The organism is Micromonospora sp. NPDC049171, from assembly GCF_040648275.1.
Taxonomy (GTDB): domain Bacteria; phylum Actinomycetota; class Actinomycetes; order Mycobacteriales; family Micromonosporaceae; genus Micromonospora.
Genome location: NZ_JBEZDJ010000040.1, coordinates 52246 through 66216 on the forward strand (window position 1 = coordinate 52246; position 13971 = coordinate 66216).

11 protein-coding genes are annotated in these 13971 nt (G+C 69.7%); 6 read left to right on the forward strand and 5 right to left on the reverse strand.

What is annotated here, in order from left to right:
- Positions 1-193: 193 nt before the first annotated feature.
- The 5 genes from AB0B14_RS34180 to AB0B14_RS34200 all read right to left on the reverse strand — a co-directional run bounded on the left by AB0B14_RS34180 (position 194) and on the right by AB0B14_RS34200 (position 6168).
- Positions 194-1936 carry an ABC transporter substrate-binding protein gene (locus AB0B14_RS34180; RefSeq protein WP_357526202.1) on the reverse strand — a complete coding sequence of 581 codons (1743 nt, stop codon included), beginning with the start codon at positions 1934-1936 and terminating at the stop codon, positions 194-196.
- Positions 1937-2077: 141 nt separating this feature from the next.
- Positions 2078-3064, reverse strand: a complete 987-nt coding sequence (locus AB0B14_RS34185; RefSeq protein ID WP_357526204.1) for an ABC transporter permease — start codon at positions 3062-3064, stop codon at positions 2078-2080.
- 10 nt (positions 3065-3074) lie between these two features.
- On the reverse strand, positions 3075-4082 hold the full coding sequence (locus AB0B14_RS34190; RefSeq protein ID WP_357067778.1) for an ABC transporter permease: 1008 nt from the start codon (positions 4080-4082) through the stop codon (positions 3075-3077).
- Positions 4079-5089, reverse strand: coding sequence for a dipeptide ABC transporter ATP-binding protein (locus AB0B14_RS34195; protein WP_357067776.1), 1011 nt, complete (start codon positions 5087-5089; stop codon positions 4079-4081). Before AB0B14_RS34195 ends, AB0B14_RS34190 begins: the two co-directional genes overlap by 4 nt.
- Positions 5086-6168 carry an ABC transporter ATP-binding protein gene (locus tag AB0B14_RS34200; RefSeq protein WP_357526218.1) on the reverse strand — a complete coding sequence of 361 codons (1083 nt, stop codon included), beginning with the start codon at positions 6166-6168 and terminating at the stop codon, positions 5086-5088. Before AB0B14_RS34200 ends, AB0B14_RS34195 begins: the two co-directional genes overlap by 4 nt.
- Before the next feature lie 278 nt (positions 6169-6446).
- Here AB0B14_RS34200 and AB0B14_RS34205 point away from each other — a divergent pair, with 278 nt between their 5' ends.
- The 6 genes from AB0B14_RS34205 to AB0B14_RS34230 all read left to right on the forward strand — a co-directional run bounded on the left by AB0B14_RS34205 (position 6447) and on the right by AB0B14_RS34230 (position 13903).
- The gene (locus AB0B14_RS34205) at positions 6447-6995 is read left to right on the forward strand and encodes a Uma2 family endonuclease (RefSeq protein ID WP_357067774.1); all 549 of its coding nucleotides are present in this window, start codon (positions 6447-6449) and stop codon (positions 6993-6995) included.
- A 33-nt stretch (positions 6996-7028) separates the two neighbouring features.
- Complete coding sequence (locus tag AB0B14_RS34210) at positions 7029-8465, forward strand: TldD/PmbA family protein (protein WP_357526206.1); 1437 nt, start codon at positions 7029-7031, stop codon at positions 8463-8465.
- Entirely contained in the window at positions 8462-9868 is a 1407-nt protein-coding gene (locus tag AB0B14_RS34215) for a metallopeptidase TldD-related protein (RefSeq protein ID WP_357526208.1), read from the forward strand. Before AB0B14_RS34210 ends, AB0B14_RS34215 begins: the two co-directional genes overlap by 4 nt.
- Before the next feature lie 229 nt (positions 9869-10097).
- A complete protein-coding gene (locus AB0B14_RS34220; RefSeq protein WP_357067767.1) occupies positions 10098-10904 on the forward strand; it encodes a hypothetical protein in 807 nt (268 codons plus the stop codon).
- A 12-nt stretch (positions 10905-10916) separates the two neighbouring features.
- A complete protein-coding gene (locus AB0B14_RS34225) occupies positions 10917-12845 on the forward strand; it encodes a fumarate reductase/succinate dehydrogenase flavoprotein subunit (RefSeq protein ID WP_357526210.1) in 1929 nt (642 codons plus the stop codon).
- Positions 12842-13903, forward strand: coding sequence for a succinate dehydrogenase/fumarate reductase iron-sulfur subunit (locus tag AB0B14_RS34230; RefSeq protein ID WP_357526212.1), 1062 nt, complete (start codon positions 12842-12844; stop codon positions 13901-13903). Before AB0B14_RS34225 ends, AB0B14_RS34230 begins: the two co-directional genes overlap by 4 nt.
- Positions 13904-13971 lie beyond the last annotated feature (68 nt).

Consider the following 13971-nt stretch of genomic DNA (forward strand, 5'->3'; position numbering starts at 1 on the left):
CTAATTAGGCACGATCTTCTTCGCACGTATCTGCCGCTGTCCACCGCTTGTCCGGGCCGGCAAGGTGCCTGTCGTGTCGACCCGTGCACACAGGGGGCGATGCGGGATCGCCAAGCGATCTGCCCGGCAAGAACAGAAGGGCCCCCGCCCGACGACACTGTCGGGAGGGGGCCCTTCTGGCCTGGGGTTCGACCTACGGCTTCACGTACGCGTTCACGAACGACGGGTAGCCGAAGACGCTGGAGATGAAGATCCCGCCGGCCTTGGACCCGTGCACGTTGTAGGCCACGTCGACGAAGAGCGGCACCACCGGTGCGTGCTCCTTCATGATCCGCTCGTCGAGCTTGGCCCACTCCGGGCCCTGGTCGGCGGCGGGCATGGCCTGGATGCGGTCCATCTCGGCGTTGATCGTCGGGTCGTTGAAGTAGGACTGGTTGCTGTTGCCCTCGGCCTTGATGGTGCGGCCGTCGTAGAGCACCGGCAGGATCGACGCCCCGCTCGGCCAGTCCGCCGCCCAGTTACCGATGTACAGGTCCCAGGGGTTGTCCTTCTTCTTGATCTCGTCGAGCTTCGCGTCGTCGGAGATGTTCCGCAGCGTGATCTTGAAGCCGGCGCGCTCCAGGTTGGCCTTGAGCTGGGCGCCCTGCTGCTGCTCGGTCGAGTTGTCGGCGACACCGAGGACCAGCTCGGGCGTCTTTCCGCCGAGCAGTTCCTTGGCCTTGTCGACGTTGCCGTTGGCGCCCGCCGGGTACGCGTCGTACGCCTTGTAGCCGATGGTGGCCGACGGCATCAGGGTGGTCAGCGGCGCGGCGACGGTCTGTCCACCCATCGCCTTGATGAAGCCCTCACGGTCGATGGCGTAGTTGAGGGCCTGGCGGACCTTCAGGTCGGTGACCCGCTGGTTGTTGATGACGAGCTGGTTGGCGCTCGGGGTCGGCGAGAGAATCGTCCGGGGCTTGAGCGCGGCGTCACCGGCCACCTTGGCGACCAGCGAGGCGGGCACGGTGTTGAAGGCGAGCGCGCTCTGGTCGGCGCCGTTGTCGGCGATCACCCGGTTGTTGGCGGCGTCCGCGGTCGGGCCGAAGCTCCAGACGAACTGGTCCGGGTACTGGTGCCGGACCGGGTCGGTCTTCGGGTCCCAGTTGGGGTTGCGGTCCAGGGTGATCTGCACGCCGACCTGGTTCTTGGCGACCTTGTACGGGCCGGACGAGAACGGCTGCTTGTCCAGGTCGACGCCGGTGTCCTTGTCGGCGGGCAGCGGCGCGGTGGTCGGCAGCGAGACCGCGAACGGCAGGTCACAGCGCGGCTTGGCGAACTCGAAGCGCAGCGTCTTGGCGTCCGGCGTGCTCAGGCCGGGCGGCAGCGACGTCTTGTTCTTCTTGAAGTCCCACTTGGTGTCGAACTGCGGGGTGTCGGCCAGCCACTCCTGGATGTAGGTCGGGCCGCCGGACAGGTCCGGGTCGAAGGAGCGGGCGATGCCGTACGCGATCTCCTTGGCGGTGATCGGTCGGCCGTCCTCGAACTTCACCCCGTCCTTGATCGTGAATTCCCAGACCTTGCAGTCGTTGTTGACGTTCTTGCCCGGCGTCTCGGCCAGGTCGCCCACCAGGACCAGGCCGCCCTTGCCGTCGTCCTTCCAGGTGGTCAGGTAGCGCGCGAAGAGCGGGTTGGTCATCAGACCGGCGAACGAGTACGTCCGCTGCGGGTCCAGGTGGGAGATCGGCGACTCCCGGATGATGGTGAACGTGCCGCCCTTCGCCGCGCCGCTCACCTCGGCCGCCGGCCCCTGCGAGTCCTTGGGGTCGGTCGCGATGACCCCGGTCTGCTGCCGGTCGGTGTCCACGGTGGTGCCCTCGCCCGTGTTCTTCGAGCACGCACCCAATGCCACCACCAGAGCGATCGCGCCGCCCGCGGCGGCCACCACGCGTGGTCTCATGAATACCCCCTTCACCCATGTGCCGTGCGTTTCGTCGGGGCGAGAACCGCCGACGTCCCGAGGATCGTAAGGAAGAAAAACTACAAGTTGTGTAACAGTTGTCGATAAATTTCGCCACCGACCACGCGCTTCACATCTGGCTCAGCGCAACCGCACCCGTGGGTCGATGGCCGCGTAGAGCAGGTCGACAAGCACGTTCGCCAGCACCACGAAGACGGCCGCGATCAGCACTGTCGCCATGATGGTGGGCAGGTCCCCCGCGCGCACCGCGTCGACCGCCGTACGCCCCAGCCCCTGGATGCCGAACGTCGTCTCGGTGATCACCGTCCCGCCCAGCGCCCCGCCCACGTCCAGGCCGGCGATGGTCACCACCGGGGTGATCGCCGCGCGCAGCGCGTGTCGCCCGTACACCGTGGGTTTGGCCAGGCCCTTGGCCCGCGCGGTCCGGACGAAGTCCTCGGACAGGGTCTCCAGCATCTGCGCCCGGGACAGCCGGGCGTAGATGGCCGAGAAGAGGAAGGCCAGCGCCACCCAGGCCAGCACCAGCCCACTTGCCCACTTCGCCGGGTTGTCGAAGATCGAGGTGTAGCTGGGCACCGGCAGCAACCGCAGGTTGTAGACGAAGACCAGCAGCAGCACCGCGCCCACGAAGTAGAGCTGCAACGACGCACCGGTCAGCGAGAACCCGATGGCCGCCCGGTCGAGCCAGGTGCCGCGCCGCAACGCGGAGACCATGCCGAGGCCCACCCCGAGCAGCAACCAGAGGATGGCCGCCGGGATCACGATGCTCAGCGTCACCGGCAGCACCCGGGCGATGGTGTCCGAGACGGCCTCGTTGCTGACGTACGACCAGCCCAGGCACGGCGCGTCACACCGGCCACCCTGGGCGCTGCCGAGGTCGCGGCCGGTGACGATGCCCTTCATGTAACCGGCGTACTGGCTGACCAGCGGGTCGTTGAGACCCAGGTCGTCGCGGACCCGCTCCAGCCGCTCCGGGTTGCAGTTCTTCGAGCAGATGCTGCTGACCGGGTCGCGGGGCAGGGCGAAGAACATCAGGAAGGTCAGCACGCTCACCGCGAAGAGGGTCAGCGTGGCCGAGAAGAGCCGCTTGATCAGGAACCGGAACATGAGCCCACCCCTACCGGGACGACTTCGGGTCGAGCGCGTCCCGCAACGCGTCGCCGAAGAGGTTGAAGGCGAACACCAGCGCGAAGATCATGATGCCCGGGAAGAACACGTAGGCCGGGTCGGTCTGGAGGAAGTCCAGACTGTCGTAGATCATCCGACCGAAGCTCGGGGTCTCGTCGCTGAGGCCGACACCGATGAACGACAGCGCCGCCTCGCTGGTGATGAACTGCGGGACCGCCAGCGAGAACGAGACCAGGATCGGCGCCCAGATGTTTGGCAGCAGTTGCCGGAAGATGATGTGCCCCAGCCCGGCCCCGCTGGCCTTGGCCGCCTCCACGAACTCGCGCTCGCGCAGCGCGATCACCTGCCCGCGAACCAGCCGTGCCGTGCTGGTCCAGCCGAAGATGGCGAACACGGCGATCAGCACGCCCACCCCGAAGGCGGACGACACCTGCCCCCGCTCGCCGTAGAACCGCAGCGTGATGGTGGGGGTGAGGGCCAGCGCGATGATCAGGAACGGCATCGCGAGGGTCAGGTCGGTGATCCAGTTGATCACCGCGTCGAGCCAGCCGCCGAGGTAGCCCGCGAGCGCGCCGAGCACGATCCCGATCGTCGCGGTGATCAACGCGGCGGCGAACGCGATGAACAACGACGTCCGCAGCCCGTAGATCAGCCGGATGAAGATGTCCCTCCCCAGCCCCGGCTCCAGGCCGAACCAGTGCTCCCCGGTGACCCCGCCGGCATAACCCAGGGGCATGCCGAAGCCGTCCAGCAGGTTCTGGAACTGCTCCCGCGGACCCACGCCGTAGGCCATCTCGATCAGCGGAGCCGCCAACCCCACAAGCATGAAGAACACCAGGAGTACGCCGCTGACCATCGCCGTCCGGTCCCGGCGCAGCCGCAGCCAGGCGAGCTGACCTGGCGAACGCCCGACGACACCCTTCGCCGCGGGCGTGGTCGCGTCCGGGTCGGACTCGATCTCGGCCAGCGCCACACCCTCCACCGGGGACAGGCTCACGACGGCACCTCCTCGACGACCTGGGTGATCGACCCCGCAACCTCGGGAAAGTGACACGCGGTGGCCTGCCGGCCGCCGTCGCGCGGGACCAGCGCGGGCTCCTCGGTGGCGCAGACGTCCTGCGCCTTCCAGCAGCGGGTGCGGAAGCGGCAGCCCGACGGCGGGTCCAGCGGAGTGGGCACGTCGCCGCTGAGCCGGATCCGGCCCGCCGGGCCGAGCTGGGTGACGTCCGGGATCGCCGAGAGCAACGCCCGGGTGTACGGGTGCTGCGGACGCTCGTAGATGTCCGCCCGGTCGCCGATCTCCACGATCCGGCCCAGATACATCACCGCGACCCGTTGGCAGAAGTGCCGGACCACGGCCAGGTCGTGCGCGATGAACACGAACGCCAGGCCAAGCTCCCGTTGCAGGTCGCGCAGCAGGTTGACGACCTGCGCCTGGATCGAGACGTCCAGCGCGGACACCGGCTCGTCGGCGACGATCAGCTTGGGCCGCAGCGCCAGCGCGCGGGCGATGCCGATACGTTGACGTTGACCGCCGGAGAACTCGTGCGGGTACCGGTTGTAGTGCTCCGGGTTCAACCCGACCAGCTCCAGCAGCTCCTGCACCCGTGCCCTGGTGCCGCCGGGCGGCTTGATCCCGTTGACCTGCAGGGGCATCGCCACGATCCGGCCCACGGTGTGCCGAGGGTTCAACGAGGCGTACGGGTCCTGGAAGATGATCTGGAAGTCCTGCCGCAGCGGGCGCAACTCCCGCCGGCCGGCGTGGGTGATGTCGCGCCCGGCGAACTCGATGCTGCCGCTCGTCGGCTCCAACAGCCGCACCAGCATCCGGCCGGTGGTGGTCTTGCCGCAGCCCGACTCCCCCACCAGCCCGAGCGTCTCCCCCGGGCGCACGTCGAAGTCGAGCCCGTCCACCGCCCGCACCAGGCCGCTGGCGCGCAGCCCCTGGCGTACCGGGAAGTGCTTGGTCAGGCCGCGGACCCGCAGCAGTGGTTCGTCGGTCATCGGGCCACCCCCACGGATGCGACGTCCTCGGCGTAGCGCGCGGCGCGCTCCTCGGCACTCAGGTGGCAGGCCACCAGGTGGCCGGCCGCCCCCGCCACGCCGGCTGGGCCGGTCCCGCCGGCCGGGCGCAGTTCGGGGACCTCGGTGCGGGATCGACTGCCGACGCGGTCCGCGTAGCGGCAGCGTGGGTGGAACGCGCAGCCCGGCGGCAGGTTGATCAGGCTGGGCGGGTTGCCGGGGATGGGCACCAGGTCCGCGTCCGCGTCGCCGTGCAGCGACGGCACGCTGGAGAGCAACCCCCAGGTGTACGGATGCTGCGGCGCACGGAGCACCTGCTCGACGCTGCCCCGCTCGACGGCACGCCCGCCGTACATGACAAGCACGTCGTCGGCGACCTGGCCGACCACGCCCAGATCGTGGGTGATCAGGATGATCGCGGAGTGGAACTCCTCCTGCAGATCGGCGAGCAGGTCCAGGATCTGTGCCTGCACGGTGACGTCCAGCGCGGTGGTCGGCTCGTCGGCGATCAGCAGCGCCGGGTCGTTGACCAGGGACATCGCGATCATGACCCGTTGCCGCATGCCGCCGGAGAACTCGTGCGGGTACTGGTCGAAACGGCGCGCCGGCTGCGGGATGCCGACCCGGTCCAGCATGTCCACCGCTCGCTGGCGGGCCTCGCGCCGGTTGGCCTTCGGGTGGTGCACCCGGTACGCCTCGGCGATCTGCCGGCCCACCGTGTAGTACGGGTGCAGCGCCGACAGTGGATCCTGGAAGATCATTGCCATGTCCCGGCCGCGCAGCCGGCGTACCTCCTCGTCGGCGAGACCGACCACCTGCCGGCCGCCGACGGAGATCTCCCCGGTGACGGTGGTCCGTTTCGGATCGTGCAGGCCGAGGATGGCCAGCGAGGTGACGCTCTTGCCGGAGCCCGACTCGCCGACGATGCCGAGCGTGCGCCCCCGGTCGACGGCGAACGACACCCCGTCGACCGCGCGCACCACGCCGTCCTCGGTGTCGAACCGGACCCGCAGGTCACTGACCCGCAGGTAGGCGTCCTGGTCGGAGCGCTGCGCCGGCACGGCGGGGCGGGCGTCCGGTTCCCCGGACGGCACCGGTTCCGAGCTGTCCACGGCCGCCTCCCTCTGTGACGAAGAGAACTTACAGGAAAGTCCCGAGGGTGAAAATAAGCTACAAAGTCGGCGCGTGTCAGCGGGCCCGAGCGTAACGAGTCCGCATCGGCCCCGCACCCCCGTCACCTCGCCATCCACACCCGTTCATGGCCCTGATCGCACGTCAAGTGCGATCATTGGGCGAGCAGCCAGCAGAGGATGCCGATGGCACGAGGTGGAGGTGACCCATGACCGCGGCAGTGTTCGATCACGAAGGTCCGTGGACCGAAGAGGAGTTCCTCGCCCTCGGCGAGACGCAGGATCGCGTCGAACTCTTCGACTGGAGCCTCCACGTGACCCCAGGGCCCACCCCACGGCACCAACGAATCTCCCGCAAGCTCGGCAACATCCTCGAAGCAGCGGCGGAGGCGGCCGACCTTGAGCTCTTGGAGGCAGTAAACGTCCGGCTCCGGCCAGGTCGGATACCGATTCCCGATCTCGTCGTCACCAACGCAATCGATCTCGACGAGCCCAACATCGAATCGGCTGATGTCCGGCTGGTCTGCGAAATCATCTCGCCGAGCAATGCATCCACCGACAAAGTCCTCAAGATGCATTACTACGCGGCGGCTGGCATCGAGTGGTACCTGTTGGTGGAGCAGAGGACTGGCACAATGCGCCTTTATCAGCGGCAGGGCGGCCACTACGTGGAGCGGGCAACGACGAAGCGCGGCGAGGTTCTGGAACTGACCGAGCCGGTGCGGGCCACGATTCGACCGGAGGATCTCGTCCCCTGACGAGTGTCGGTCGGCTGGCCTAGGGTCGGTCGCATGACCGAGTTCGACGCGGCCACCGCCGCCGTCCAGGCCGCCCTCGACGCGGGAGCGCGGTACGCCGACGCGCGGGTGATGCACCGCCGTTACGAGTCGATGAGCGCGCGCAACGGCGACGTGGAGGAGCTGACCCAGGACGAGAGCATCGGGCTCGGTGTCCGGGCACTTGTCGGTGCGAGTTGGGGCTTCTACGCCGTACCCGATCTCTCCGACGCCGCCGCCCGCGACGCCGGCCGGCGCGCCACGCGGACCGCCATGGCGAGCGCGCGCGTGCCGGGCCCGCCTGTCGACCTGGTGGCGGTCGAGGCGGTCACCGCGACCTGGGCCTCCGGCTGCGAGATCGACCCGCTCGGGGTGCCCCTGTCAGACAAGGGCGACCTGCTGGTCGGCGCGACCCGCACGATGGCCGAACACGGCGCGGACCTGGCCGAGGGCCTGTACCAGATCTGGGACACCACGAAGTGGTTCGTGTCCAGCGAGGGTCACCGGATCGACCAGCGGATCCGCGAGTGCGGCGGCGGCATCTCGGCCACCTCGATCGGCGACGGCGAGACGCAGCGCCGGTCCTGGCCGAGCTACCGGGGGCAGTACGGCACCACCGGCTGGGAGCTGGTCGAGTCGCTCGACCTGGCCGCGCACGCCGCGCAGATCGCCGAGGAGTCCCGGGCGCTGCTCACCGCGCCGCTCTGCCCGGCCGGCGAGACCGATCTGATCCTCGGCGGCGAGCAGTTGGCCCTCCAGATCCACGAGTCGGTCGGGCACGCCATCGAGCTGGACCGAATCCTCGGCTGGGAGGCTGCGTTCGCCGGCACATCCTGGCTGGACCTGGCCCAGCTCGGTTCGCTGCGCTACGGCTCCGAGCTGATGAACATCACCATCGATCCGACGATCCCGGGCGCGCTCGGCAGTTTCGGGTTCGACGACGAGGGCTCCCCGGCGGTCAGGCGGGACGCGGTCCGCGACGGTCGCTGGGTGGGGGTGCTGGCCGGCCGGGACTCGGCCGCGATGGCCAGCCTCGACTACGGCGGCAGCGTACGCGCCGACGGGTGGGCCCGACTGCCGATGGTGCGGATGACGAACGTCGGTCTGGAACCCGGCCCGCACACGCTGGAGGAGATCATCGCGGCGACCGACGACGGCGTGCTGATGGACCTCAACCGGTCCTGGTCGATCGACGACAAACGGCTCAACTTCCAGTTCGGCTGCGAGGTCGGCTGGGAGATCAAGAGGGGTCGGCGGGGGCGGATGTTGCGCAATCCCACGTACACCGGGATCGGCCCGCTCTTCTGGCGTTCGATGGACATGCTCTCCGGCGAGACGGTCTCCTGGGGCACGCCCAACTGCGGCAAGGGCCAGCCCGGCCAGATCGGCCACACCGGCCACCCGGCCGCGCCGGCCCGCTTCAAGAACGTCCGGGTGGGGGTGTCGGCGTGAGCGCAAGGAGTGAGCCGGAGCTGGCGGGGCAGGTCGTGGAGTTGGTGCGTCGCCTGGGCGGGCCGGCCGCGCAGGCCGAGGTGGTGGTGACGCGGGCGGATCTGGCGCTGACCCGGTTCGCCAACTCGGCCATCCACCAGAACGTCGCCGAGTCGACCGTCGGGGTCCGGTTGCGGGTGCACGTGGACGGTCGGACCGCCGCCGGCAGCGGCAGCGTGGTCACCGCCGACGGGTTGAGCGCCCTGGTGGAGCGCACCCTGGTGGCGGCGCGGCTCTGCCCGCCCGATCCGGGCTGGCCGGGGCTGGCCCCGCCGACGCCCACGCCGGACGCGCCGGAGGTCGACGAGGCCACCGCCCACGCGGAGCCGGATCAGCGGGCCGACCGGGTCGGCGCTTTCGTGGCCGCGGCCGGGGGCCTCAGCTCGGCCGGTTACTGCCGTACCGCGCTCCGCTCGTCGGCGTTCGCCAACTCGGCCGGGCACACGGCGTACGGCCGCTCGGCGGAGGCGGCGATGGACGGCATCGCGCGTCTCGACGGCGCGGACGGGGTGGCCCGACGCCACGCCCACCGACTCTCCGACCTCGACGGCGCCGAGCTGGGCGCGCAGGCGGCGGCGAAGGCCCGGGCGGCGGCCGACCCGGTGGAGCTGCCACCGGGGCACTACGAGGTGGTGTTCGAGCCGGCCGCCGTGGCGGACCTGCTGCAAAACCTCTCCTGGTACGGCTTCAACGGCAAGCGGTACGCCGAGCGTCAGTCGTTCGCCGAGCCGGGGGTGGCCCAGTTCGACCGGGCGGTGACCCTGGTGGACGACCCGCTGGGCGCGTCCGGGTTGCCGTTCGACGCGGAGGGCACCGGCCGACGGGCGCTGACCCTGGTCGAGGCGGGCACCACCCAGGCGGTGGCGCACGACCGGCGAACCGCGGCCGTGGCCGGTGTGGAGTCGACCGGGCACGCGGTCGCGGGTGGCGCCACCTGGGGCCCGATGGCCCGTAACCTGCGCCTCTCCGGCGCGGCGGCCGGCCCGGCCAGCGCGACCGGCCGGAGCACCACCGGCGCGGCGGCCGGAGCGGTCGTCGACGCGGACACCGCCGCCCTGGTCACCGGCGTACGTCGAGGGTTGCTGGTCACCGATCTCTGGTACACGAGGGTGCTCGACCCGAAGAGCCTCGTCGTCACCGGGTTGACCCGCAACGGCGTCTGGCTCATCGAGGACGGCACGGTCGTGCGTGCGGTACGCGACCTGCGGTTCACCGAGTCGTACCCGCGGGCGCTCGGCCCCGGTGCCGTGCTCGGGCTGGGCGCGCGGGCGGTGCGCCAACCGGATCGGGTGGACGGTGCGTGGTGGGCCGCACCCTCGCTGCGACTGGCGTCCTGGCACTTCACCGGAGGCGCTTCCGGGTGACCTTCCCGACCGGCGCGGCACGGCTTTTCCGCAGGCCAGACACACGGGACACTCCCTTGCGCGGACGGCTCGGGGAGATCGGCGTAACGTGTGTCACTTAGCTGCGTCGGTCGATCCGGCGTGGTCGTTGGTGTGCGCATGACGTGGCAGCGGGTGCGGGTTGCCGGTCCGCGTGCCGACCGGAGAAAGATCAGCCCGCCCGTACGGGCCCGTCGAGGAGACGACTCGAATGACTTCAACGGCAACGAGGCCGCGGAAAGCGCGGGCGCGCGCCGCCATCGCGGCGAAGACGTTGCGTACCGACCGCTGGTGGTTCGCTCCGCTGATCACCGTGATCGGGCTCAGCGCCTGGGTGGCGTACGCGACGGTCCGGGTCTTCCAGCACGACAACTACTGGGTCGACGCGTACCACTACCTGACCCCGTTCTACTCCCCGTGCGTGACCGACAGGTGCGTCGAGGCAGCCTCGCACTTCGGCCGGTTCCTGCCCGGCTGGTGGGTCATTCCGGATGCCGCGCTGACCCTGCCGTTCCTGCTGTTGTTCCGGCTCACCTGCTACTACTACCGCAAGGCCTACTACCGGTCGTTCTGGCTGTCGCCGCCGGCCTGCGCCGTCCCGGACGGCCACAAGGAGTACGCCGGTGAGACCCGCTTCCCGCTGCTCGGCCAGAACCTGCACCGCTACTTCTTCTACGCCGCCGCGATCATCTCGCTGATCAACACCTGGGACGCGATCCTCGCCTTCCACTCGCCGAAGGGCTTCGGCTTCGGGCTGGGCAACATCATCCTTCTGGTCAACGTGGTGGCGCTCTGGGCGTACACGATCTCCTGCCACTCGTGCCGGCACATCATCGGCGGCCGGCTCAAGCACTTCTCCAAGCACCCGGTGCGGTACAAGGCCTGGACGTTCGTCTCGGCGTTGAACGTCCGGCACATGCAGCTCGCCTGGATCACCCTCGGCACCCTGGCGCTCGCCGACTTCTACATCATGGCGCTCGCGGCCGAGTGGTTCTCCGACCTGCGGTTCATCAACTAAAGGGCCCCTGACATGACCACTACCACTCGCATCGAGCGACACCACTACGACGTCGTCGTCATCGGGGCCGGCGGCGCCGGTCTGCGCGCGGCGATCGAGGCCCGGCTCGCCGGCAAGAAGACCGCGATCATCTCCAAGTCGCTCTTCGGCAAGGCGCACACGGTGATGGCCGAGGGCGGCGCGGCAGCCGCCATGGGCAACGTGAACAGCCGGGACAACTGGCAGGTGCACTTCCGCGACACCATGCGCGGCGGCAAGTTCCTCAACAACTTCCGGATGGCCGAGCTGCACGCGAAGGAGTCGCCGCAGCGGATCTGGGAGCTGGAGACGTACGGTGCGCTCTTCGACCGCACCAAGGACGGCAAGATCTCGCAGCGCAACTTCGGCGGCCACGAGTACCCGCGCCTGGCGCACGTGGGCGACCGGACCGGCCTGGAGCTGATCCGCACCCTCCAGCAGAAGATCGTGTCGCTCCAGCAGGAGGACCAACGGGAGTTCGGCTCGTACGACGCCCGGATCAAGGTGTTCTCCGAGACCACCATCACCGAGCTGCTACTCGACGGTGACCGGGTCGCCGGCGCGTTCGGCTACTACCGCGAGTCCGGTGAGTTCATCCTCTTCGAGGCGCCGGCCGTCGTGCTGGCCACCGGCGGGGTCGGACGCTCCTACAAGGTCACCTCGAACTCCTGGGAGTACACCGGGGACGGGCACGCGTTGGCGCTGCGCGCCGGGGCCACGCTGATCAACATGGAGTTCCTCCAGTTCCACCCGACCGGCATGGTCTGGCCGCCCTCGGTGAAGGGCATCCTGGTCACCGAGTCGGTGCGTGGTGACGGTGGCGTGCTGAAGAACTCCGACGGCAAGCGGTTCATGTTCGACTACGTCCCCGACGTCTTCCGCAAGCAGTACGCGGAGACCGAGGAGGAGGCGGACCGCTGGTACACCGACCCGGACAACAACCGGCGTCCGCCGGAGCTGCTGCCCCGCGACGAGGTGGCCCGCGCGATCAACAGTGAGGTCAAGGCCGGTCGGGGCTCCCCCGCCGGTGGCGTCTTCCTGGACATCGCGAGCCGGCGTTCGGCCGACGAGATCCGCCGGCGGCTGCCGTCGATGTACCACCAGTTCAAGGAGCTGGCCGACGTCGACATCACCGCCGAGCCGATGGAGGTCGGGCCGACCTGCCACTACGTGATGGGCGGCGTGGAGGTCGACCCGGACTCGGGTGCCGCCTTCGGCCACGTACGCGGGCTGTTCGCGGCCGGTGAGGTCTCCGGCGGCATGCACGGCTCCAACCGACTGGGCGGCAACTCGCTGTCCGACCTGCTGGTCTTCGGCAAGCGGGCGGGCGGGCACGCGGCCAGCTACGCCGACGGGCTGGCCGCCCGGCCGAAGGTGGCCGTGGACGCGGTCGAGGCCGCCGTGGAGACCGCGCTCGCCCCGCTGCAGCGGGACACCGGCGAGAGCCCGTACACCCTCCAGCAGGACCTCCAGGTCGTCATGGGGGACCTGGTCGGAATCATTCGGCGCGAGGGCGAGCTGGCCGACGCGCTGGTACGGCTGGCCGAGCTGCGCGAGCGGGTCGCCAAGGTGAGCGCTTTCGGCGGCCGGCGCTACAACCCCGGCTGGCACCTGGCACTGGACCTGCGCAACATGCTCGTGGTCTCGGAGTGCACCGCGAAGGCGGCGCTGGAGCGGCAGGAGTCGCGCGGCGGGCACACCCGGGAGGACTATCCGGCGATGGAGCCGAAGTGGCGGCAGGTCAACCTGGTCTGCTCGCTGGACGGCGACGCCGTACGCCTGACCCGCAAGCCGCTGCCGAAGATGCGGCCGGAGCTGATCGGCCTCTTCGACCGGGCCGAGCTGGCCAAGTACCTCACCGACGAGGAGCTCGCCGACTTCGACGCCCTCGTTGCCGACGCTGGAGAGGCGGACAACCGATGAGCGCGAAGCGTCAGTTCCGGATCTGGCGGGGTGACGAGACCGGCGGGGACCTCCAGGACTACATGGTCGAGGTGAACGAGGGCGAGGTCGTCCTCGACGTCATCCACCGCCTCCAGGCCACCGACGCGCCCGACCTGGCCTGCCGGTGGAACTGCAAGGCCGGCAAGTGCGGCTCCTGCTCCATGGAGATCAACGGCAAGCCGCGGTTGGGCTGCATGACCCGGATGTCGACCTTCGGCGACGAGGAGACCGTCACGGTCACCCCGCTGCGGACCTTCCCGGTCATCCGGGACCTGGTCACCGACGTCTCGTTCAACTACGAGAAGGCACGGGAGACTCCGGCGTTCGCCCCGCCGGCGGACGTGGCCCCGGGTGACTACCGGATGCAGCAGGTCGACGTCGAGCGCTCGCAGGAGTTCCGCAAGTGCATCGAGTGCTTCCTGTGCCAGACGGTCTGCCACGTGATCCGCGACCACGAGGAGAACAAGCAGGCGTTCTCCGGTCCGCGGTACTTCATCCGGGCGGCCGAGCTGGACATGCACCCGCTGGACAGCCGGACCGACCGCAAGGAGTACGCGCAGGCCGAACAGGGCCTCGGCTTCTGCAACATCACCAAGTGCTGCACCGAGGTCTGCCCCGAGCACATCAAGATCACTGACAACGGGATCATCCCCATGAAGGAACGGGTCGTCGACCGCAGGTACGATCCCCTTGTGTGGCTTGGTAGCAAGATCTTCCGTCGGGGCGAGACGCCCCAGACCAGCGTGACCACCGCCCGTCCGGGCTCGGCGACGCCGGGCTCCGCCCGGGGTGGGGTGCACTCGCACGCGGGTGGTTCCCACGACTCGCGGGCCGAGGCGCAGGCGCAGAGCGGCGTGAACTGGGACCGGGAGGTGCCTCACCCGACCGCTCCGGCGGTCGACGACCGGGGCAAGCTGCCGCTGACCGAGCTCACGTTCGACCGGGCGGCCGCGCCGTCACCGTTCGGTGACGACGTGACCTTCCCGCTGCCCCCGGAGCACCTCAACTTCGCACACCCAGACCAGGACAAGCACTAAAACCCGCAACGAAGGTGGGGGCCGGGGGCCCCGCCCCCGCCCCCCCCCCCCAGTGGGCCGCCCCCCCC

What these genes read in the sequence shown, in the direction of transcription:
- AB0B14_RS34205 (WP_357067774.1), top strand. Translation starts at nt 6,447, where the DNA reads ATGACCGCGGCAGTGTTCGATCACGAAGGTCCGTGGACCGAAGAGGAG.
- AB0B14_RS34210 (WP_357526206.1), top strand. Translation starts at nt 7,029, where the DNA reads ATGACCGAGTTCGACGCGGCCACCGCCGCCGTCCAGGCCGCCCTCGAC.
- AB0B14_RS34230 (WP_357526212.1), top strand. Translation starts at nt 12,842, where the DNA reads ATGAGCGCGAAGCGTCAGTTCCGGATCTGGCGGGGTGACGAGACCGGC.
- AB0B14_RS34195 (WP_357067776.1), bottom strand. Translation starts at nt 5,089, where the DNA reads ATGACCGACGAACCACTGCTGCGGGTCCGCGGCCTGACCAAGCACTTC.
- AB0B14_RS34180 (WP_357526202.1), bottom strand. Translation starts at nt 1,936, where the DNA reads ATGAGACCACGCGTGGTGGCCGCCGCGGGCGGCGCGATCGCTCTGGTG.
- AB0B14_RS34220 (WP_357067767.1), top strand. Translation starts at nt 10,098, where the DNA reads ATGACTTCAACGGCAACGAGGCCGCGGAAAGCGCGGGCGCGCGCCGCC.
- AB0B14_RS34185 (WP_357526204.1), bottom strand. Translation starts at nt 3,064, where the DNA reads ATGTTCCGGTTCCTGATCAAGCGGCTCTTCTCGGCCACGCTGACCCTC.
- AB0B14_RS34225 (WP_357526210.1), top strand. Translation starts at nt 10,917, where the DNA reads ATGACCACTACCACTCGCATCGAGCGACACCACTACGACGTCGTCGTC.